The sequence below is a fragment of the Actinomadura rifamycini DSM 43936 genome, assembly GCF_000425065.1.
GTDB lineage: Bacteria > Actinomycetota > Actinomycetes > Streptosporangiales > Streptosporangiaceae > Spirillospora > Spirillospora rifamycini.
Genome location: NZ_AULB01000013.1, coordinates 226,025 through 245,427, shown reverse-complemented (window position 1 = coordinate 245,427; position 19,403 = coordinate 226,025). Strand labels below are relative to the sequence as shown.

Below are 19,403 nucleotides of genomic sequence, written 5' to 3'. Positions count from 1 at the left end.
CCGGCTCCGGCTCGCCCCCGCGCCCGGCCGCGCCTCAGGCCGTCTCCAGGCGCGGGCGGCGCCGGTCGGGGCGGGGGAACGCCAGCCGGAACCGGATCACGGCGGGCAGGTCGGGCAGGCCGACCGCGCGCCGGTACCGCTCCACCGGCCCGGCGCCCAGCTCCCCGTACACCTCGCCCAGCACGGCGTCGCCCGCGCACACCACCGTCATCCGCAGCCGCGGCCGGTGCACGCTGCCGGTCAGCCGGATCCGCACGTCCGTGACGCCCGGCAGGCTCCGCGCGTCCCGGTCGAGGTCGCCCGCGGCCTCCCGCGCGCGGTCGCGGGTGCGGGCGTCCAGGTCGGGCCGCCACTGCTGGACGGCCGACCGGAGCTGCATGATCAGCCACAGCTGGCCGCTCAGCGCCGCGGCCTCCGCGAGGCCGGTCAGCACCGGCAGGAACCAGAGGCTCTCGGTGGCGAACGCCACCAGCGCCGGATGGAAGGGCGGCGCGTCCGCCAGGCCGAAGGCGCCGCGCCCGAAGGCGAGCGCCGCGCCGCCGCAGCCCGCCAGGGCGGCCCCGGTCGCCGTGATCGCGATCCGCATGCGTCCCCCTCAGCCCCGGCGGTAGCCGACGCGGACGTCCACCGGCGGCCGCCGCATCGGCTCGATCGCGGCCAGCCGCTCCGCCACGGCGTCCGCCACGAGGTCGGCCAGGTTGGCGGGATTGTGGTACGGCGTCGCGACCCGCACGACGATGCGCCGCCGCAGCGCGCCGGGGACGCGGACGCGGGCGCGTTCGATCCCGGGCACTGCCAGGGCCGCGTCCGCGACCGTCCGCCGCAGGTCGCCGCGGCCGAGCCCGCCGGCGAGCCGCGCGTCCGTCCCGGCCAGCGGGACGGCCCGCAGCCGCCCCGGCAGCCCGGCGAGGACGAGCGCGAGCCCGAGCGCGGCGGTCGCGGCGGCCCCGGCGGTGACGGCCGGGTCGCGCCACGGGAGCCGGTGCAGGGCGTCCACGACGCGGTCCGCGCCGGGGATCGGGTGCACGCCGGAGCCGAGCGCCGCCGCCAGCAGCTCGACGGCGGCGACGCCGCCGAGCGCGGTGAGCAGCAGCGCCGCCGTCAGCCCGGCGAGCGCCCGCTGCGGCCGGAACTCGCGGACCGCCAGCCGCCGCGCCCGCCTCTCGTTCCGCTCGTCCCGAATCAGGTCTTTGACCAGCGTCTCGGTCACAGCCACCCCCGTGAGCCACGTCGGACGTCGTTGCCCATCGTGACCGAAAAGCACGGAGAGTGAAACACGCCATGCCGACATTTGCGCACGTCAGCGCAAGATCACAAGGTGCGGGCCGCGCGCGGGCGGGCGGGCCGTCAGCGGAAGATGACCGTCCGGTCGCCGTTGAGCAGGACGCGGTGCTCGGAGTGCCACCGGACGGCGCGGGCGAGCGCCAGGCACTCGACGTCGCGGCCCACGGCGACGAGCTCCTCGGGGCTGTGGGTGTGGTCGACCCGCGCGACCTCCTGCTCGATGATCGGGCCCTCGTCCAGGTCGGCGGTGACGTAGTGCGCGGTCGCGCCGATCACCTTGACGCCGCGCGCGTGCGCCTGGTGGTAGGGGCGGGCGCCCTTGAAGCTCGGCAGGAACGAGTGGTGGATGTTGATGATCTGCCCGGGGAGCTTGGCGCAGAAGTCGTCGGAGAGGATCTGCATGTAGCGGGCGAGGACGACCAGGTCGGCGCGGTAGTGCTCGACCAGCGCGAGGATTTCGGCCTCCTGCGCGGGCTTGCCGCCGGACCCGGCCGGCAGGTGGTGGTAGTCGATCCCGTACGACTGGGTGAGCGGGCGCAGGTCGGGGTGGTTGGACGCGACCGCGACGACGTCGATGTCCAGCAGCCCGGAGCGGTGCCGGTACAGCAGGTCGTTCAGGCAGTGCCCGCCCTTCGACACCATGATCAGGACGCGCGGCCGCTCCGCGAGGTCGTGCAGCTTCCACTCCAGGCCCAGCTCGGGCACCAGCGACGCGAACGCGCCGCGCAGCTCGTCGGGGTCGGTGTCGGCGAGGGCGGCGAACTGGACCCGCATGAAGAACGTGCCGGTCTCGGGGTCGCCGAACTGCTGGCTCTCCAGGATGTTGCACCCGCGCTCGGCGAGGAGCCCGGAGACCGCGGCGACGATTCCGGGACGGTCGGGGCACGACAGGGTCAGAACGTATTGCTTCACGATTTTTCTTTCTCGCCGCGGTCTGTGGTGTTCGGGGACGCCCGGGGGCCGGGCTCCCCCGAGCTTACGCGCCGGCCCCCGCCCCAAGACGCCATTCCCGCCGGTGGGAGGCGTGTCAGCCCGGGCGGGGCGAGCGGCCGCCCGCGCCGTCCGCGCCGGCGGCGTCCGCCTTGACTACCAGTGAGTAGTTTATTGCCGTCCTTTGGGGTTACGTTGCCTGCCATGCGGCGAATCCTGCTCGTGGCGGCGGCGGTGTCCCTTCTCCTGGCGGGCTGCTCGGACGGCGGAGGCGGCGGCGAGCCCGGCAAGGGCGGGCGCCCGGCGAAGGTGGACGGCGTCCCGACCGAGACGGGCACGCACAAGCAGAAACTGAAGGTCGACGCGTTCGGCCACCGCGAGTACCTGCTGCACGTCCCGCCGCAGGTCGCCGACGGCGAGTGGGAGGACGGCCGGCCCGCCGAGCCGCCCGCGCTCGTCCTGGCCCTGCACGGCGGGCTCTCGACCATGGACCAGGCCGAGAAGCGGACCGGCTTCAGCGAGCTGTCGGACGAGCACGGCTTCCTCGTCGCGTACCCGAACGGGTTCATGACGACGTGGAACGCGGGCGACTGCTGCGGCGCCGCGAAGATCGGCGATATCGACGACGTCGAGTTCCTGTCGAAGCTGATCGGCAAGCTGACCGGGGCGGGGCTCGCCGACCCGGACCGGGTGTACGTGACCGGGTTCTCCAACGGTGCCGGGATGGCCTACGAGTTCGCCTGCCGGGAGCCGGGCAAGGTCGCGGCGATCGGCCCCGTGGAGGGGGCGCTCGTCACCGACTGCTCGCCGGCGGAGCCGGTGTCGGCGATGATCGTGCACGGCACCGCGGACGCGAACGTCCCGTTCGACGGCGGCGGGGACCGCGACTTCAACGACAAGCGGCCGTTCCCGCCGGTGTCGGAGGCCGTCGACTTCTGGCGGAAGCGGGCCGGGCTCCCCGGGCTGGAGAAGGACGTCCCGGGCCTCGGCGAGAACGGGAGTTGCAAGAGCACCGGCAAGGGGGCGAAGGGCGTCGCGGTGGCGCTGTGCACGATCGCCGGCGGGAAGCACGAGTGGCCGTCCGGGGCGAGCGAGCGGCTGTGGGAGTTCTTCGCGGACCATCCGCGCGCGGGCTGACCGGCGCCCCACCCCCGATGTGAAGGGTTTTCACATTTGCCGCCGGATATGGCAGTGTGGGCCCCATGAACCTCCGGGACCGCTACGACGCCGCGACGGCCGGGTTCGAGGCGCCGTTCGCCGTCGTCGACCTCGCGGCCTTCCGCGCCAACGCCGCCGACCTCGTCCGCCGCGCCGCCGGGAAACCGATCCGGGTGGCGAGCAAGTCGGTCCGCTGCCGCGCCCTCCTGGAGGACGTCCTCGCCATGGACGGCTTCGCCGGCGTCATGGCGTTCACCCTGCCCGAGGCGCTGTGGCTCGCCGCCGAGGGCGTCAGCGACGACATCCTCGTCGCCTACCCCACCGCCGACCGCGCCGCGCTCGCCGAACTCGCCGCGAGCGACGCCGCCCGCGCCGTCACGCTCATGGTCGACTGCCCCGAGCACCTCGACATGATCGAGCGCGCCGCCGGAGACCGCCGCATCCGCGTCTGCATCGACATCGACGCGTCGTACCGCCCGCTCGGCGGGCGGGTCCGGATCGGCGCGCTGCGCTCCCCGCTGCGCACCGCCGCCGACGTCGGCGCCTTCGCCGAGGAGATCCTCAAGCGCCCCGCCCTCGACCTCGTGGGACTCATGGCCTACGAGTCGCAGATCGCGGGCGTCGGCGACCTGCCGCCCGGACGTCCCGCACGCGCCCGCGTCATCCGCGCCATGCAGCAGCGGTCCCGGCTGGAGCTCGCGCGGCGGCGCGCGGCGATCGTCCGGGCCGTCCGGGATTTGACCGACCTGGAGTTCGTCAACGGCGGCGGCACCGGCAGCGTCGAGAAGACCGTCGCCGAGCGCGCCGTCACCGAGGTCGCCGCCGGGTCCGGGCTCTACCACCCGCACCTGTTCGACCAGTACTCCAACTTCGCCGGACGGCCCGCCGCGCTGTTCGCGCTCCCCGTGGTGCGGCGCCCCGGGCCCGGCGTCGTGACCGTCCTCGGCGGCGGCTACCTCGCGTCCGGTCCCGGCGACGCGATCCGGCTGCCCGTCCCCTACCTGCCGACCGGCCTCGCCTACGACTCCAACGAGGGCGCCGGGGAGGTGCAGACGCCGCTGCTCGGGTCCGCCGCCGACCGGCTCGGGATCGGCGACCGCGTCTGGTTCCGGCACACCAAGGCAGGCGAACTGTGCGAGCGGTTCGACGCCGTCCACCTCGTCGACGGCGACCGGTTCGTCCGGACCGTCCCGACCTATCGGGGCGAGGGCCGCACGTTCCTCTGAGGAGCGGTTAGGTTGGCGGGTATGAGCGACGCACCCGTCATCAGTGTGCGCGGCGAGGCGGTGCTGGAGGTCGAGCCCGAGATCGCCCGGCTGTCGGTGCACGTCCAGTCGCAGGAGAGCGACCGCCGCAGGGCGCTCGACCGGCTCGGCGAGCGCAACGACCGCTGCCTGGAGCTGATCCGCTCCTACGGCGACGCGGTCGAGCGGCTCGAGACCGGCGGGCTGTCGATCACCCCGGTGCTCAGGCACCGGCGCCGCGAGGGCGACGTCCGCGCCTACCAGGGCACCGTCTGGATCAAGCCCGTCATCGCCGACTTCGGCGTCCTCGGCGAGCTCGTCGCCCGCCTCGGCGACCTCGAACGCACCTACGTCCACGGCCCCGACTGGGACCTGCGGCGCGACAGCGAAGTGTACGCCCGCGCCGCGCGGCAGGCCGCGCAGGAGGCCGTGGCCCGCGCCCGCAGCTACGCCGGCGCCCTCGGCGCCCGGCTCACCGGCCTGCTCGAACTGTCCGACGAGGGCCTCGGCCGCGCCGACGCCGGCGGCCCGGTGCCGGTCCGGCTGGCCGCCGCGTACGGCGCCGCCGAGTCCGCCGCCGAACCCGAGCCGATCGACCTCGAACCCGCGCGGCAGACCGTCCGCGCCGCCGTCGAGGCCCGCTTCACCGCCACCGCCCCCGACCTGGACGCGTGACCGCGTGAAGATCGCCATCATCGGCGCCGGCAGCGGCTACATGCCGGGCGTCGTCCGGGGCGTGCTGCACCGCGCCGACGACCTCGCCGGCACCGAGCTCGCCTGCCACGACATCGACGCCGCCCACCTGGACGTCATGACGCGCCTCGCCCGCGCCATGTTCGCCGCGCGCGGCGCGTCCCTCACCGTCACCGCGCACACCGACCTCAAGGCGGCCCTCGACGGCGCCTCCTACGTGTTCACCACGTTCCGCCCCGGCGGGCTCGCGGCCCGGCACCTGGACGAGTCGATCCCGCTGAAGCACGGCGTGGTCGGGCAGGAGACGGCGGGACCCGGCGGGTTCCTGATGGCCCTGCGCTCCGTGCCCGTCCTCCTGGAGATCGCCGCCGCCGCGCCCCCGGACGCGTGGATCGTCAACTACACGAACCCCACCAACGTCGTCACCGACGCCGTCGCCCGCACCACCGGCGCCCGCATCATCGGGCTCTGCGACCAGTTCGCCGGCGACACCGAGATGTGGGCCGGGCTCCTCGGCCTCCCCGCCGACCGGCTCGACGCCGACTGGATCGGGCTGAACCACGCGACGTGGGCGTCGCGCGTCCGGCTCGACGGCGCCGAACTCGACCTGCCGCGCCTCCTCGACGGCCTCGACGTCCCGGGCGGCGGCGCCACCCCGTGGCGCGACCCGTCCCGGATGGCCGAACTCGCGAAGACCCTCGGCTTCCTGCCGAACTCCTACGCGAAGTACTACTTCTTCCACGACGACGTCGTCCGCGAACTCCGCGCCAAGGGCACCACCCGGGCGCAGGACATCCTCGCGATGCTCCCCGCCTACTACGAGCGGGTCGACGCCGAGTCCCGCGCGCCCGACCCCGACCCGTCCCGGGAGCGCGGCGGCGGCGAGCACGGCGAGTTCGCCGTCGACGTCATCTGCGCCCTGCACCGCGACGAGAACCGCCGCATGATCGTCAACACCCGCAACGGCGGCGCCGTGTCGTCCCTCGACGACGACGCGATCGTCGAGGCGCCCGCGATCGTCGGCCGCTCCGGGCCCGTCCCGCTCACGATGGGCGCGCTGCCCGCGCCCGTCCGGGGGCTCACGCAGGCGATCCACGCCTACGAGCGCCTCGCGTCCGACGCGGCCGTCACCGGCGACCGCCGCACCGCCCTGCAGGCGCTCATGGCGCACCCGTTCGTCCGGTCCAAGCACACGGCCGAGCGGATCCTCGACGAGGGCCTCGCCGCCCACCGCGCGCACCTCCCGCAGTTCGCCTGACGAACGGCGAAGGCGCCGGCCCGCGGGTGCGGACCGGCGCCTCGGGAGGTCGGGGAGGTCAGCGGCGCTTGCGGCTCCGGCGCCACAGGACGAGCGCGGTCAGCGCGACCGCCGCGCCGACCCCGGCCAGCACGACGCGCTGATCGAGCCGCCCCGGTTCGCCGTCCTCGCCCTCGGCCGGGCGGACGAGCGACCCCATCGCCTGCGCGACGATCTGGGCCTCCTCCTTCAGCCGCTCGGTCCCCCGCTGGGCGACGTGCTTCGGGTTGAGCCGCTCCGCGAGCTCGTCGATGTTGCGCGCGAGTTCCTCGCGGGTGCGCTCGATCTCCCGCTCCACTGCCTCCGGGTCGCGGCCCCTGTCAGCCATGCCGTGTGTCCTCACCATGTCGGTCGACGCATGATCCGAACAGTCTTGCAGGTCTCGCCCGCGAACGCCCGACACACCCACCCGGTACGGTTGAAGGCATTTCCCGAGCGAAAGGCGGAACACGTGTCCGAGCGGCTGCAGCCGGGGGATCCCGCCCCCGATTTCGAGCTTCCCGACGCCGACGGGAACCCGGTGTCGCTGGCGTCGCTGCGCGGCAAGCGCGTGATCCTGTACTTCTACCCCGCCGCGATGACGCCCGGCTGCACCAAGGAGTCCGTCGACTTCCAGGGCAGCCTCGACGAGCTGGAGCCCGCCGGCGTCGCCGTCGTCGGCATCTCCCCCGACAAGCCCGCCAAGCTGGCGAAGTTCCGCGAGAAGGAGGGCCTGACGTTCCCGCTGCTCTCCGACCCGGAGAACGAGGTGCTGAAGGCGTACGCCGCCTACGGGGAGAAGAAGCTGTACGGCAAGGTCGTCGTCGGGGTGATCCGCTCCACGTTCGTCATCGACCCCGAAGGCAAGATCGAGAAGGCGTACTACAACGTGAAGGCGACCGGCCACGTCGAGCGCCTCCGCCGCGACCTCGCGGTCTGACCCCCGGACGGCTCCGGGCTAGCCCGCCGCGTACGCGAACAGCAGTCCGAGCCAGAGCCAGCCGACGATGATCGTCGCGCGCTGCACCAGGCCGGCGCGCGCCGAGTCGGTCTCCCACGCGTGCCCGAACGCCCCGAACCCGGCGGTGAAGAGCACGGCCGTCACGCCCGAGTACCACCGCCAGGCGGGGTCGGGCACGGCGAACGCCGCGACGGCGGCCGCGACCGGCAGGGAACCGAAGACCACCGCCCCGGCGTGGTCGTGCAGCCGGTGGCGCAGCGACGTCTCCGCCGGCGTCCCGTCCGGGGCCCCCGGCGGATAGCCGCGCATGGCGTCCATGGGGAACACGCCGGACGCCACGAGCGAGGCGCCGAACACCGCGATCGCGCCCGCGAGGACGGCGCTGTCCAGCGGCCCCGCGACGGCGACCCCTCCCGCGGTGATCAGCGCGCCGCACACCGCGAAGTTCGCGGTCTGCACCCATCCGCGCGGGCCCAGGGCCAGCGCGCTGACCGGATGCCGCACCGGCCGGTAGCCCGGCCGCGTCCAGCCGTCCAGCAGGAACACCGCGACGAACCCCCACGCGCCGGCCGCGCCCGCCCACAGCAGCGCGGTCACGGGCGGCGTCCCCGAGTCGAACGGCCGATCTGTTTTCCGTCCATGAAGTCGAATTCTAGGCCGATCGGCCTAGAATCCAACCATGAGTCCGAAAAACGAGCCGTCCGGGCGGAAACGGCGGTCGTTCATCGAGGAGGCCCGGCGGGCGCAGATCGTCGAGGCGGCGGCCCTGGTCGTCGCGGAGGCCGGGTACGCGAACGCCTCGCTCTCCCGGATCGCCGAGCGGGCCGGCATCAGCAAGAGCGTGATCACCTACCACTTCAGCGGCAAGGACGACCTCCTCCGCACGGTGGTGACGGGCTTCTTCGACCGGGTGTGGACGCACATGGAGGCCCGGATCTCGGCCGAGCCCACCGCGCTCGGCCAGGTGCGGGCCTGGATCGGCGCCCAGCTCGAGTACTTCGCGGCGCACCGCACCGAGTTCCTCGCCATGATCGAGATCGTCGCGGGGCACCGGACGGCGGACGGCGCCCCCGCCTTCGCCGCCGAGACGGCCGAGGAGGTCGACGGGCTCACCGAGATCCTCGCCCGCGGGCAGCGCGACGGCGAGTTCCGCGCGTTCGAGCCGCGCACCGTCGCGAACATCATCCTGCGCTGCGCCGACGGCGTCCTCGGCTCCTGGGCGGACGACGGCGCCGTCGACCTGCCCGCGCAGTCCGCCGCGCTGCTCGACTTCATCGACCACGCCGTCCGGAGCGGACCGTGACCGGCGGGACCGGCCCCGAACCGGGAACGCTCACGCTGCGGCCGCCGCGGCACCGGGTCGAGCGCCGCGCCGTCGCCTGGTGGATGCTCCAGTCGCTCGTCCTCACCGGGCCGCTCCTCGCCGGGGCGGTCACCGCGTACGCCCTCTGGACGTCCGCGCGCCCCTGGCTCGCCGTCCTGATCGCGGGCGCGGCGGCCCTCCTGCTCGCCGGGGTGCTCGTCGAACCGCTGTGGCGGTACCGGGTGCACCGCTGGGAGACCACCGACGACGCCGTCTACGCCCTGACCGGCTGGCTGGTCCGCGAATGGCGCGTCGCGCCGCTCTCCCGCGTGCAGACCGTGGACGCCGTCCAGGGCCCGCTCGAACAGCTGCTCGGGCTCTCGACGCTGCGCGTCACCACGGCGTCGTCGCGCGGCGCCGTCGACATCGGCGGCCTCGACCGGGAGACCGCCGCCCGCACCGCCGAACGGCTGTCGCGGATCGCGCAGGCCACCCCCGGGGACGCGACGTGACCCCGCCCGCGCCGCCCGCCGGCTGGCGGCGGCTGCACGTCCGGGTGACGTGGGTCGACCTCGCGCGGAGCCTGCTGTCGCTGCTGCCCGCCGTCCTCTCCGTCTCCGTGTTCGGCGTCGACCCCGGGTCGGGTGGGACGTGGCCGCTGTTCGGCATCGCCGCGGTCGGCGTGATCCGCGCCGCCGCCGACGCGCTGCGCTGGACGTTCACCCGCTACCGGATCACCCCGACGCACGTCGAGCTCCGCACCGGCGTGCTCCGGCGCGTGCACCGCTCGATCCGCCGCGACCGGATCCGCAGCGTCGACACCGAGGCCCGGCTCCGGCACCGGCTCGCCGGCCTGCGCGTGGTCAAGATCGGCGCGGGGCAGCAGGCGGCCGCCGGCGAATCCGCGCTGGCGCTCGACGCGGTCTCCCCCGCCGACGCCCGCGCCCTCCGCCGCCTGCTCCTCCCCGCGGCCCCCGTCCCCGCCCCGCGCGAGGCCCCGGAGGCCGAGCCGTCCGACCGCACGCCGCCCGACCGCACGCCGCCCGAGGTGTTCGCCCGGTTCGAGCCGCGCTGGGTCGTCTACAACATGTTCAACTTCTGGGCGTACGTCCTCGCCGCCGGTCTCGCCTGGGGCGGCTACTGGCTGCTGAGCGGGTTCGGCGTGGACGTCTCCGGCGCGGTGTCGGGACTCCTCGACCGCGAGGGCGCGGGCCGCGCGCGGGCCGTCGCCGCCGCGTTCGCCGCCGTCAGCGCCGTCGGCGTGCTCGGCCTCGCCGTCACGTACTTCACCGACTACTGGGGCTTCGAGCTCGCCCGCGTCCCCGGACGGGACGGCACTCTCCTGCGGACCCGCCGGGGCCTGTTCACGACCCGCGAGGTCAACCGGGACGAGAACCGGATCCGCGGGGCCCAGATCTCCCAGCCGGGGCTGTGGTTCTGGCTCGGCATGGCCGACACCCGCATCGTCACGACGGGCCTGTCCATGTGGTCGCCGTCCCAGCCGGCGGACATCCTGCCCCGCGGCCCCTTGACGGCGGCCCGGCGCGTCACCGGACGGGTGCTCGGCGGTGCGGACAACCCGCTGGAGGCGGCGCTCCACCCGCATCCGCGCGCCGCGCTGCGCCGCCGTCTCGTGTGGGCCACGACCGCACCGGCCTGCCTCGCGCTCGTCCTGTCCTGGCTCGTCCTGGCGGACGCCCTGCCCGCCGCGGCGCTGTGGGTCCCCGCCGCGCTCTGGCCGTGCACGCTCGGCGCCGCCGCCGTCGCCTACCGGGCGCTCGGCCACACGATCGCCGGGCCGTACCTCGTCGTCCGGTCGGGGCTCGTCACCCGCTCCACCACGGCGCTGCGGACGTCGGCGGTGAGCACCGTCGTGATCCGCGAGTCGCGGCTGCAGCGCCGGCTCGGCCTGCGGACCGTCTCGGCGATGACCGCCGCCGGGGACGGCGGCTACGACGCCCCGGACATCGGGCGGGACGAGAGCCTGGCGTTCGCCGTCCGGGCCGCGCCGGGGCTCCTCGACCCGTTCGTCTCGGCCGGAGGCGAGGAAGGCGCCGGGTGCGGGCGGGGGGATTCGAACCCCCACGGTGTCGCCACCAACAGGACCTAAACCTGCCGCGTATACCAGGTTTCGCCACGCCCGCGCGCGCCCCCGGAAGGGGGCGCGCTCAGCTTAGCGGCTCGGGCGATCACACCGGCATCGAGTTCGTCCCCTCGTGCTCCGCCGCGGGCTCGGGGGCCGCGTGCGCGGGGCGCCCGCGGAGCATCGCCGCGACGAGGACGGCGGTGCCGGCGAGGGCGGCCGCCGAGCAGAGCAGCGCGGTGCCGATGCCGGACGCGAAGGCGTCGTGCGCCTGCTCGGCGATGCGGGGGCCGAGCCGCGCGGCGACCGCCGGGGACGCCTCGGCCTGCTCGGCCGCGCGGGCCGGGACGCCGGCGAGGTCGAGGTCGGCGCGGTAGGCGGACTGCAGGACGCTGCCGAGGACGGCGATGCCGAGCGCGCCGCCCAGCTCGCGGGCGAGGTCGTTCACGGCCGAGCCGACGCCCTGCTTCGCGGCCGGGACGGCATCGGTGATCGCGGCGGTCGCGGGGGTCATCGCGAGTCCCATCCCGGCGCCGAGCGGGATCAGCCCGGCGAGCAGCAGCCAGTAGGAGCTGTCGGCGTCCAGGAGGGAGAGCGTCGCCATGGCGGCGCTCACCAGGAGCAGGCCCGCGGTGACGACGCGGCGGTGGCCCAGCCGGGCGGCGAGCCGCGGCGCGACCACCCGGGCGGACGGCATCAGCGCCGCGGCCATCGGGAGCAGGCTCGCCGCCGCGAGGAGCGGCCCGTCGCCCTTCACGATCTGCAGGTATTGCAGGACGATGAACACGAAGCCGAAGAACGCGAAGAACTGCACCGTGATCGAGAGGGTCGCGGCGGAGAACGCGGGGATCCGGAACAGCCGCGGGTCGAGCAGCGGGTTCGGGCGGCGCAGCTCCCAGCCGACGAACGCGGCGAGCAGGACGGCCGCGAGCGCGAAGCCGCCGAGGGTGCGGGCGCTCGTCCAGCCCGCGTGCGGCGCCTCGATGATCGAGTAGACGCCGGCGCCGAGGCCCGCGACGGTGATCAGCGCGCCGGTGACGTCGAGGCGCGGGGCGTCCGGCTCGGCGGACTCGGGGACGACGGCGAGGGTCGCGGCGAGCGCGACGGCGGCGAGCACCACGTTCATCCAGAACACCGACCGCCACGACCAGACCTCCAGGAGGCTGCCGGAGACCAGCAGCCCGAACACGGCGCTGCCGCCCGCGACGCCCGCCCAGGCGCCGACCGCGCGGGCCCGCTCCCGGGCGGGGAAGGTCGCGGTGATCGTGGAGAGGGTGGCGGGCATGACCAGGGCGGCGCCGATGCCGAGCACGCCGCGCATCGCGACGAGCCGGGCGGGGTCGTCGGCGAACGCGGCGGCGGCGGAGCCCGCACCGAAGATCAGCAGCCCGGCGGCGAGAACCCGGCGGCGCCCGTACCGGTCGCCGATCGCGCCGCCGAGCAGCAGCAGCGCGGCGAACACGAGCGCGTAGGCGTCGATGATCCAGGCCAGCTCGGTCTGGGTGGCGCGCAGGTCGCGCGCCAGGGACGGCAGCGCGGTGTTGAGGGACGCGACCGCCGAGACGACGGTGGCGAGGGAGAGCATCACGACGGGCAGCACGGCCCGGTGCACGCCCGGTTCCTTGGATCGCATGTCGGTCTCCTTCGGTGGCGACGCCTCGAATGTCGCGGCCGGCGGAGCTATATTTCAACCGTGATGAATAAATCCCGGGGGCGGCGGCGCGGCTCCCCCGACACCCGGGAGGAGATCCTCGCGGTGGCGCGCCGCCGGTTCCTCTCCGACGGCTACGCGCGGGTGACGCTGCGCTCCGTCGCCGCCGAGGCGGGCGTGGACGCCGCGCTGATCAGCTACTTCTTCGGATCGAAGAAGGGCCTGTTCGGCGCGGTGCTCGGGCTGCTGGCGAACCCGCCCGAAGTGCTGGCGGCCGCCCTGCCCGGCGACCTCCCGGGCCTGCCCGAACGCGTCCTGCGCGCGCTGCTGTCCGCCTACGACGACCCCGTCGGCGGCCCGCGGCTCGTGCTGATGGTGCGCACGGCCGTCCAGGAACCGGAGCTGTCGCGGCTGCTCAGGGACGTCGTGTGGCACGAGATGCTGGAGCGGATCGCCGCGCGGATCGGCGGCCCCGACGCGTCCGGGCGCGCCGCCGCGTTCGGCACCCAGCTCTCCGGGGTGGTGTTCGGCCGGTACGTCCTCGCCATCGAGCCGATCGCCTCGATGCCGACCGATGAATTCGTGGCCCGGCAGCTCCCGCCCATGCGCGCCGCCCTGTTCCCGCCGCGCCGCCGCCCCGGCATTTGAAAAGGGGACCTGCGCGGAGAAGCCGGGCGTCCTACTCTGGAGGGTGTCCGTGCGCTGCGCCGCGATGCGCGTGCGCACGGTGACGCCGTGATCGACAACTCGCTGGGGGCGCCGTGAGCGCGACCTTCACCCACCGCGTACTGCCGTACGACGGGGTGGACGAGTTCCTCGCCGGCGCCGTCCCGTTCCTCGGCGAGGGGCTGGCGGCGGGCGACCGCGTCCAGGTCGTCTGCGGGCTCGGCCTGGAGGTGCTCCTGCGCGACGCCCTCGGCGACGGCGCCGGGGCGATCCGGTTCAGCGACGCGGCCCGCTGGTACGCGCACCCCTCGCGGACCCTCGCCGACTGCCTCAGCGACGCCGAGGAACTGGACGGCGAGGGGCGGCGGCTGCGGCTGTTCGGCGAGCCCGTGTGGGCCCGGCGGCGGCCGCTGGAGGTCCTCGAATGGCAGCGGGTCGAGGCGATCCTCAACATCGCCTTCCGCGGGACCGGCGCCGCGATCATGTGCCCGTACGCCGCGACGCTCCCGCCCGGCGTCGTCGCGGCGGGCCGCCGGACGCACCCCGAGACCGTCCGGGGAGCGCGCGCCGTGCCGAACCCCGGGTACATCGACCCGGGCGCGTTCAGCGCGCGGTGCGACCGCGAACCGCTGCCGCCGCCGCCCGCCCACGCGGACGAGCTGAAGATCGACCGTCCGGACCTGTACTGGCTGCGCGCCTACGTCGCCGAGTACGCGCGCCGCACCCCGCTGCCCGACGAGGACCTGCAGCGCCTCCTGGTCGCCGTCACCGAGGTGGTCACGAACGCGGAGCGGCACGGTGCGCCGCCCCTCATGCTGCGGATGTGGACGGACGCGGCCGAGGACGCGCGCGGCGACCCGGCGTTCGTGTGCGAGGTCTCCGACGGGGGCCGCTGGTCCGCGGGGGCCGGGTTCGGGCTCGTCCCGCCGCGCCGGTCCGAGGCGGGCGCCTGCGGGCGGTTCGGGCTGTGGGCGGTGCGGCTGCTGTGCTCGCTCGTCCAGATCCGGACGGGCCCGGCGGGGACGGTGGTGCGGTTGCGGCTGACCCTGCCCGGCCCGCTTTCCGATCCCGTGCCCGGTTTCCGGCCCGGTCCGGGCGACGGAGGGTGATGGACTCCGTGCAACGAGCTTCCAAATGCCGCCGGACGGCGTACCCTGGACCCATCCACGACGACTCGATGGGCAGGCCATGGAGACACCCTGGTTCGCCAAGCGACACGTGAGCGAGATCCGGCCGGGCGACCACGGCTGGCTGGCCTATTCCGGCTTCGAGGAGCGCGACCGGGTCATCGGCCCGTTCGTGCGCGAGGGGCTGGCGACGAACGAGAAGGTCGTGTACGTCACCGACGCGCCCGCCGACCGGCTGCCCGGTCTCGGCGCCGGGGCGGACGCGGCCGCTTTCCAGCGGTCCCGCCAGCTGCGGGTGATCTCGCGGCGCGACGCGTGCCTCGACCGCGCCGGCGGGTTCGAGCCCGCGCGGATGCTCGACACCCTCGCCGGCGAGGTCGGGTCGGCGTTCGGGCAGGGCTTCCGGGCCGTCCGCATCACCACCGACTACAGCTGGCTGCTGAACGATCCCGGCGTCGCCGACCTCCCCGGCGTCCTCGGCTGCGAGCACCGCGTCGGCGACGCCGTCTCGCCCAGCACCATGGCGATGGCGGTGTGCCAGATCGACCGCTGCGCCTGCCCGCCCGAGCAGCTCGCCGCGCTGCGCGACACCCACGAGGTTCTCGTCGAAGTCGATCCCGAGTACGAGGACAACGTCCTGCGGATCGTCCGCACCTTCGCGCCGGACGGCCTGCGCGTCGAGGGCGAGCTGGACGCCGCGCGGCACAAGGCGTTCGAGGACAGGCTGGCGCGGGTCAGCGTCGGGCCGGACGGGCGGCGCCGCGGCGTCCGCCTGAACCTGTCCCGGCTCCGCTTCATCGACCTGCGCGGCCTGCACCTGCTGGTGCGGCACGCCGTGTCGCTCGACGGCGACGACGCGCTGATCCTGGACGGGCTGCAGCCCGAAGTCGAGAACGTGATCGAGATGGTCGGCTGGCACCGGCTGCCGGGCCTGGCCCGCGGCCGCGACCGGGTGCCCGAGACGGAGGACCTCGCCTGATGACGCTGGAGCACAAGGCGTTCGTGTACGCGGGCACCGACGACTACCTGGCGGTCACCGTCCCGTTCCTGGAGGCGGGGCTGGAGGCCGGCCAGAAGGTCATCGCCGTCGCGCGCGAACCCCACCTGACGGCGCTGCGCGAGACGCTCGCCGGGCACGGCGACGCGATCACCTTCCGGGACTCCGCGGCCTTCTACCGCCACCCCGTCCACACCCTGCGCGACTACCAGGAGATCGTGAAAGCCAGCGCCCCCCGCAGCGTGTGCGCCCTGGCCGAACCGGTGTGGGACGGCTGGGACGAGCGGCAGACCCGCGAGTGGATCCGCTACGAATCCCTGATCAACGTCGTGTTCGGCGGCTCCGGGGCGCGCGCGCTGTGCCCCTACGACGGGACGTCCCTGCCCGCCGAGGTCGTCCGGCAGGCGCACCGCACGCACCCGCTCGTCGTGCGGGACGGCCGCTCGGTGTCCAACGACGCGTACGTGCAGCCCGAGGCGTTCGGCGCCGAATGCGACCGGATCCGCGGCTTCGCCCGCCCCGCCGACGCCGACCACCTGGTCATCGACGGTGCCGACCTGCACGCGCTGCGCACGTTCGTCGAGCGCCGCGCCGCCGCGCACGGCCTCGGCCGCACCCGGACGCTGAACCTCGTCACCGCCGTGAACGAGCTCGCCGCCAACGCCCTCCAGCACGGCACGCCGCCCGCGGGCCTGCGCGTGTGGGCCGACGGCGACGACCTGGTCTGCGAGGTCGGCGACCACGGCTGCTGGCGGCCGGTGCCCAGCTCCCTGACCGGGTTCATCCCGCCCGACACCGCGCTCCAGCCCGGCTTCGGCCTGTGGACCGTCCGGCTGCTGGTCGACCTGATGGAGCTGCGCACCGGATGGGACGGCACCTTCGTCCGCATCCGCACCCGCCGCGACGGATAGCGGGGCGGCGGGACGAGGGAGGCCGGCGGGTCAGGTGAGGCCGGCGGCGGCGAGCGCGTCCGGGAGGATGCCGGCGAGGGCGCGGAACGCGCGGCCGCGGTGGCTGATCGCGTCCTTCTCCTCCGGCGACAGCTCCGCCGTCGTGCGGGTCTCGCCCTCCGGCACGAACACCGGGTCGTAGCCGAACCCGCCGGTGCCGCGCGGGGCGCGCGCGACCGTCCCGCGCATCCGGCCCTCCACGCAGTGCTCGACGCCGCCGGGCAGGACGAGCGCCGCCGCGCACACGAACGCCCCGCCGCGCCGCTCGTCCGGGGCGTCGGCGAGCTGGTCGAGGACGAGCCGCAGGTTCGCCCCGTCCTTGTCGCCGGACGCCTCGCCGAACCGGCCCGACCAGCGGGCCGACAGGACCCCGGGCATGCCGTTCAGCTCGTCCACGCACAGGCCGGAGTCGTCGGCGACGGCGGGCAGGCCGGTGTGCGCGCAGATCGCGCGGGCCTTCAGCAGCGCGTTGCCCTCGAACGTCGGCTCCGTCTCGGGGACCTCCGGCGCGTCCGGGAACTCGGCGAGGCCCGCGACGTCGATGCCGTCCAGGATGCGGCGCAGTTCGGCGATCTTGCCTTGGTTGCGGGTGGCGAGGACGATCCGGGTCATCGGCCGAGCGCCTCCCGCTGCAGCCGGGTCAGCTCGGCGCAGCCGCCCGCCGCCAGGTCGAGCAGCGCGTCGAGCTCGGCGCGGTCGAACGGGGCGCCCTCGGCGGTGCCCTGCACCTCGACGAACTTGCCCTCGCCGGTGCAGACGACGTTCATGTCGGTCTCGGCGGCCGAGTCCTCCTCGTAGCAGAGGTCGAGCCGCGCCTCCCCCTGCACGACGCCGACGCTGACCGCCGCGATCGAGGTGGTGAGCGGGTCGCGCTTGACGAGGCCGCGCTCGCGCATCCAGGTCACCGCGTCCGCCAGCGCGACGTACGCGCCGGTGATCGCGGCGGTGCGGGTGCCGCCGTCGGCCTGCAGGACGTCGCAGTCGAGCCGCACCGTGTTCTCGCCGAGCGCCTTGTAGTCGATGCAGGCCCGGATGGACCGGCCGATCAGCCGGGAGATCTCGTGGGTGCGGCCGCCGATCTTGCCCTTGACGGCCTCGCGGTCGTTGCGGGTGTTGGTGGCGCGGGGCAGCATCGCGTACTCGGCGGTGACCCAGCCGAGGCCGCTGTCGCGCCGCCACCGGGGCACCGAGTCCTCGACGGACGCCGCGCACAGCACCCGGGTGCCGCCGAACTCGACGAGCACCGAGCCCTCCGCGTGGTCGAGCCAGCCGCGCTGCAGGCGGACGGGACGGAGGCTGTCGGGCGCGCGATCATCGGGGCGAGACATGCGCACCACCCTAACGCCGACCGGGGGCCGCACCGCGGCGCGTCCGCCTCACAGGTCGTAGCGGGTGCCGACCCGCGCCAGCTCGATCTCCCCGCCGTAGCCGCCCGACTTGGCCTCCTTGAGCGACACGTCCGCGTCGTTCCACGGGACGAGGTGGGTGAGGACGAGCCGTCCCACGTCGGCGCGCGCGGCGTGCTCGGCGGCCTCGCGGGCGGTCAGGTGCAGCTCCGACGGCAGCGCCGGGCCCTCCAGGAAGGACGCCTCGCACAGGAACAGGTCGGCGTCCCTGGCCAGCTCGACGAGCGTGTCGGACGGCCCGGTGTCGCCCGAGTACGCGAGCGCCTTGCCGCCGTACTCGATGCGGAACGCGTACGCCTCGACGGGGTGCGGCATCAGCGCCGTCGTCACCCGGAACGGGCCGATCTCGAACGGGCCGCGCCGCAGGGTCCGGAAGTCGAACGTCTCGGACATGCCGGGGTCGGGGTCGAGGTCGTAGGCGCGGGCCATGCGGGCGGCCGTGCCCTCCGGGCCGTGCACCGGGATGCGCGGCGGCGGGCCGCTCGGCCGGTACGTCCGCGCCACCCAGTACCCGCACAGGTCGAGGCAGTGGTCGGCGTGCAGGTGCGAGATGCACACCGCGTCGATCTCGTACATGGAGTGGAAACGCTGCAGCGAGCCGAGCGCACCGTTGCCGAGATCGAGGATCATGGCGAAGCCCTCGGCCTCGACGAGATAGCTGGACGCGGGACTGTCCGGTCCGGGAAAACTGCCGGAGCAGCCGATCACAGTGACCCGCACGCTCACTCCTCCTTCTGCGTCCCCCGAGGAATCAGGTGGTCATCCGGTGGTCAGGGCCCGACCGAGGTCGCTCTCGACCGTGCCGATCTCCGGTCCGAGGAACCGGCGCCCGAGCTCGGCGAACACCTCGGGGTCCCCGGTCACGCGGAAGCGGTGCCGCGGCGGGGGCGTCCCCTCGGCGCGGGCCAGTCCCCGGTCGTGGAGCACTCGGTACACGTCCTTGGCGGTCTCGTCGGCGCTTGAGACCAGTGTGACCCCGTCTCCGACGACATACGAGATGACGCCGGCAAGAAGGGGGTAATGCGTGCAGCCGAGGATGAGCGTGTCGCAACCGGCGTCCACGACGGGCTTCAGGTACTCGCGCGCCGCGTCCAGCAGTTCGTCCCCGGCCGTCACTCCCGCCTCGACGAACTCGACGAAGCGGGGGCAGGCGGCGCTGACGAGCTCGATGTGCGGGGCCGCGGCGAACGAGTCCTCGTAGGCGCGGCTCTGCACGGTGGCGCGGGTCGCGATCAGCCCGACGCGTCCGTTGCGGGTGGCGCGGGCGGCGCGCCGGGTCGCCGGGTTGATCACCTCGACGACCGGGACGTCGTAGCGCTCGCGGGCGTCGCGCAGCATCGCCGAGCTGGCGCTGTTGCAGGCGATCACCAGCATCTTCACGCCCTCGTCGACGAGGCTGTCGAGCATCTCCAGCGCGAACGCGCGGACCTCGGCGATCGGCCGCGGCCCGTACGGCTGGCGGGCCGAGTCGCCCAGGTAGACGATCGGCTCGTTCGGGAGCTGGTCGAGGATCGCGCGGGCCACGGTGAGACCGCCGAACCCGCTGTCGAAGACCCCGATCGGGGCGTCCAGCGGAAACTCCCCGAGCGGATCCGGAGGCGCCTCCGCCGGGAGGAGCGCGGGATCGTCCCCGCTCGGCGAACCGGCATCTGACATGGTCATCAAGGCTAGGCG

22 protein-coding genes, 1 tRNA gene and 2 pseudogenes are annotated in these 19,403 nt (G+C 74.7%); 13 read left to right on the top strand and 12 right to left on the bottom strand.

The window, feature by feature from the left end; all coding sequences use genetic code 11:
• Positions 1–34: 34 nt before the first annotated feature.
• The 3 genes from H505_RS0114190 to purU all read right to left on the bottom strand — a co-directional run bounded on the left by H505_RS0114190 (position 35) and on the right by purU (position 2,196).
• A complete protein-coding gene (locus H505_RS0114190) occupies positions 35–586 on the bottom strand; it encodes a hypothetical protein (RefSeq protein WP_026402535.1) in 552 nt (183 codons plus the stop codon).
• 9 nt (positions 587–595) lie between these two features.
• Positions 596–1,210: a DUF6286 domain-containing protein gene (locus H505_RS0114185; protein ID WP_051300653.1), complete on the bottom strand. Its 615-nt coding sequence runs from the start codon at positions 1,208–1,210 to the stop codon at positions 596–598.
• 137 nt (positions 1,211–1,347) lie between these two features.
• Positions 1,348–2,196, bottom strand: a complete 849-nt coding sequence (gene purU / locus H505_RS0114180) for a formyltetrahydrofolate deformylase (protein ID WP_425248250.1) — start codon at positions 2,194–2,196, stop codon at positions 1,348–1,350.
• Between the two features lie 222 nt (positions 2,197–2,418).
• On the opposite strand from purU, the gene H505_RS0114175 reads away from it, so the two are divergent.
• The 4 genes from H505_RS0114175 to H505_RS0114160 all read left to right on the top strand — a co-directional run bounded on the left by H505_RS0114175 (position 2,419) and on the right by H505_RS0114160 (position 6,567).
• Entirely contained in the window at positions 2,419–3,351 is a 933-nt protein-coding gene (locus H505_RS0114175; protein WP_026402532.1) for a CE1 family esterase, read from the top strand.
• A gap of 65 nt (positions 3,352–3,416) precedes the next feature.
• Positions 3,417–4,598, top strand: a complete 1,182-nt coding sequence (locus H505_RS0114170) for an amino acid deaminase/aldolase (RefSeq protein ID WP_026402531.1) — start codon at positions 3,417–3,419, stop codon at positions 4,596–4,598.
• Between the two features lie 21 nt (positions 4,599–4,619).
• Positions 4,620–5,291: an SIMPL domain-containing protein gene (locus H505_RS0114165; RefSeq protein WP_026402530.1), complete on the top strand. Its 672-nt coding sequence runs from the start codon at positions 4,620–4,622 to the stop codon at positions 5,289–5,291.
• Between the two features lie 4 nt (positions 5,292–5,295).
• Positions 5,296–6,567, top strand: coding sequence for a family 4 glycosyl hydrolase (locus tag H505_RS0114160; protein WP_026402529.1), 1,272 nt, complete (start codon positions 5,296–5,298; stop codon positions 6,565–6,567).
• A gap of 58 nt (positions 6,568–6,625) precedes the next feature.
• Here H505_RS0114160 and H505_RS0114155 read toward each other — a convergent pair whose 3' ends face one another.
• Positions 6,626–6,934, bottom strand: coding sequence for a DUF3618 domain-containing protein (locus tag H505_RS0114155; protein ID WP_026402528.1), 309 nt, complete (start codon positions 6,932–6,934; stop codon positions 6,626–6,628).
• Positions 6,935–7,057: 123 nt separating this feature from the next.
• On the opposite strand from H505_RS0114155, the gene bcp reads away from it, so the two are divergent.
• Positions 7,058–7,525 (top strand): thioredoxin-dependent thiol peroxidase, encoded by a 468-nt coding sequence (gene bcp, locus H505_RS0114150; protein WP_026402527.1) that lies wholly within the window; start codon positions 7,058–7,060, stop codon positions 7,523–7,525.
• 18 nt (positions 7,526–7,543) lie between these two features.
• Here the strand turns inward: bcp and H505_RS0114145 are convergent, their stop codons facing one another.
• The gene (locus H505_RS0114145) at positions 7,544–8,143 is read right to left on the bottom strand and encodes a DUF998 domain-containing protein (protein WP_026402526.1); all 600 of its coding nucleotides are present in this window, start codon (positions 8,141–8,143) and stop codon (positions 7,544–7,546) included.
• Positions 8,144–8,225: 82 nt separating this feature from the next.
• Between H505_RS0114145 and H505_RS0114140 the strand changes: the two genes are divergently transcribed.
• From H505_RS0114140 to H505_RS52715, 3 genes and pseudogenes are all read left to right on the top strand, one after another.
• Positions 8,226–8,849 carry a TetR/AcrR family transcriptional regulator gene (locus tag H505_RS0114140; protein WP_026402525.1) on the top strand — a complete coding sequence of 208 codons (624 nt, stop codon included), beginning with the start codon at positions 8,226–8,228 and terminating at the stop codon, positions 8,847–8,849.
• Positions 8,846–9,361: a PH domain-containing protein gene (locus tag H505_RS0114135; RefSeq protein ID WP_026402524.1), complete on the top strand. Its 516-nt coding sequence runs from the start codon at positions 8,846–8,848 to the stop codon at positions 9,359–9,361. The genes H505_RS0114140 and H505_RS0114135 overlap by 4 nt, the downstream gene beginning before the upstream one ends.
• Positions 9,358–9,795, top strand: a pseudogene (locus H505_RS52715) (PH domain-containing protein); the annotation flags it as partial. The gene H505_RS0114135 and the pseudogene H505_RS52715, both read left to right, overlap by 4 nt.
• A gap of 191 nt (positions 9,796–9,986) precedes the next feature.
• On the opposite strand, the gene H505_RS51625 reads toward H505_RS52715, so the two are convergent.
• Positions 9,987–10,130, bottom strand: a complete 144-nt coding sequence (locus H505_RS51625; protein ID WP_245592508.1) for a hypothetical protein — start codon at positions 10,128–10,130, stop codon at positions 9,987–9,989.
• A gap of 166 nt (positions 10,131–10,296) precedes the next feature.
• Here H505_RS51625 and H505_RS52710 point away from each other — a divergent pair.
• A pseudogene (locus H505_RS52710) lies at positions 10,297–10,770 on the top strand (PH domain-containing protein); the annotation flags it as partial.
• Between the two features lie 138 nt (positions 10,771–10,908).
• Here the strand turns inward: H505_RS52710 and H505_RS0114115 are convergent.
• Together H505_RS0114115 and H505_RS41760 are read right to left on the bottom strand one after the other, a co-directional pair.
• A tRNA-Leu gene (locus H505_RS0114115) sits at positions 10,909–10,993 on the bottom strand.
• A gap of 45 nt (positions 10,994–11,038) precedes the next feature.
• Complete coding sequence (locus H505_RS41760) at positions 11,039–12,565, bottom strand: MFS transporter (protein WP_084550229.1); 1,527 nt, start codon at positions 12,563–12,565, stop codon at positions 11,039–11,041.
• Positions 12,566–12,628: 63 nt separating this feature from the next.
• Between H505_RS41760 and H505_RS0114105 the strand changes: the two genes are divergently transcribed.
• The 4 genes from H505_RS0114105 to H505_RS0114090 all read left to right on the top strand — a co-directional run bounded on the left by H505_RS0114105 (position 12,629) and on the right by H505_RS0114090 (position 16,284).
• On the top strand, positions 12,629–13,231 hold the full coding sequence (locus tag H505_RS0114105) for a TetR/AcrR family transcriptional regulator (RefSeq protein ID WP_034517847.1): 603 nt from the start codon (positions 12,629–12,631) through the stop codon (positions 13,229–13,231).
• 113 nt (positions 13,232–13,344) lie between these two features.
• On the top strand, positions 13,345–14,358 hold the full coding sequence (locus H505_RS41755; protein WP_051300652.1) for a sensor histidine kinase: 1,014 nt from the start codon (positions 13,345–13,347) through the stop codon (positions 14,356–14,358).
• Between the two features lie 79 nt (positions 14,359–14,437).
• Positions 14,438–15,355 (top strand): MEDS domain-containing protein, encoded by a 918-nt coding sequence (locus H505_RS0114095; RefSeq protein ID WP_026402520.1) that lies wholly within the window; start codon positions 14,438–14,440, stop codon positions 15,353–15,355.
• Positions 15,355–16,284: a sensor histidine kinase gene (locus tag H505_RS0114090; RefSeq protein ID WP_026402519.1), complete on the top strand. Its 930-nt coding sequence runs from the start codon at positions 15,355–15,357 to the stop codon at positions 16,282–16,284. The genes H505_RS0114095 and H505_RS0114090 overlap by 1 nt, the downstream gene beginning before the upstream one ends.
• Positions 16,285–16,314: 30 nt before the next feature.
• On the opposite strand, the gene rdgB is transcribed toward H505_RS0114090, so the two are convergent.
• The 4 genes from rdgB to murI are packed head-to-tail and all read right to left on the bottom strand — an operon-like array spanning position 16,315 to position 19,385.
• Positions 16,315–16,935 carry an RdgB/HAM1 family non-canonical purine NTP pyrophosphatase gene (gene rdgB, locus H505_RS0114085; RefSeq protein ID WP_026402518.1) on the bottom strand — a complete coding sequence of 207 codons (621 nt, stop codon included), beginning with the start codon at positions 16,933–16,935 and terminating at the stop codon, positions 16,315–16,317.
• Positions 16,932–17,651 carry a ribonuclease PH gene (gene rph / locus H505_RS0114080; RefSeq protein ID WP_026402517.1) on the bottom strand — a complete coding sequence of 240 codons (720 nt, stop codon included), beginning with the start codon at positions 17,649–17,651 and terminating at the stop codon, positions 16,932–16,934. The genes rdgB and rph overlap by 4 nt, the downstream gene beginning before the upstream one ends.
• Positions 17,652–17,699: 48 nt before the next feature.
• On the bottom strand, positions 17,700–18,449 hold the full coding sequence (locus H505_RS0114075) for an MBL fold metallo-hydrolase (RefSeq protein WP_026402516.1): 750 nt from the start codon (positions 18,447–18,449) through the stop codon (positions 17,700–17,702).
• A 39-nt stretch (positions 18,450–18,488) separates the two neighbouring features.
• On the bottom strand, positions 18,489–19,385 hold the full coding sequence (gene murI / locus H505_RS0114070; protein WP_125617890.1) for a glutamate racemase: 897 nt from the start codon (positions 19,383–19,385) through the stop codon (positions 18,489–18,491).
• Positions 19,386–19,403 lie beyond the last annotated feature (18 nt).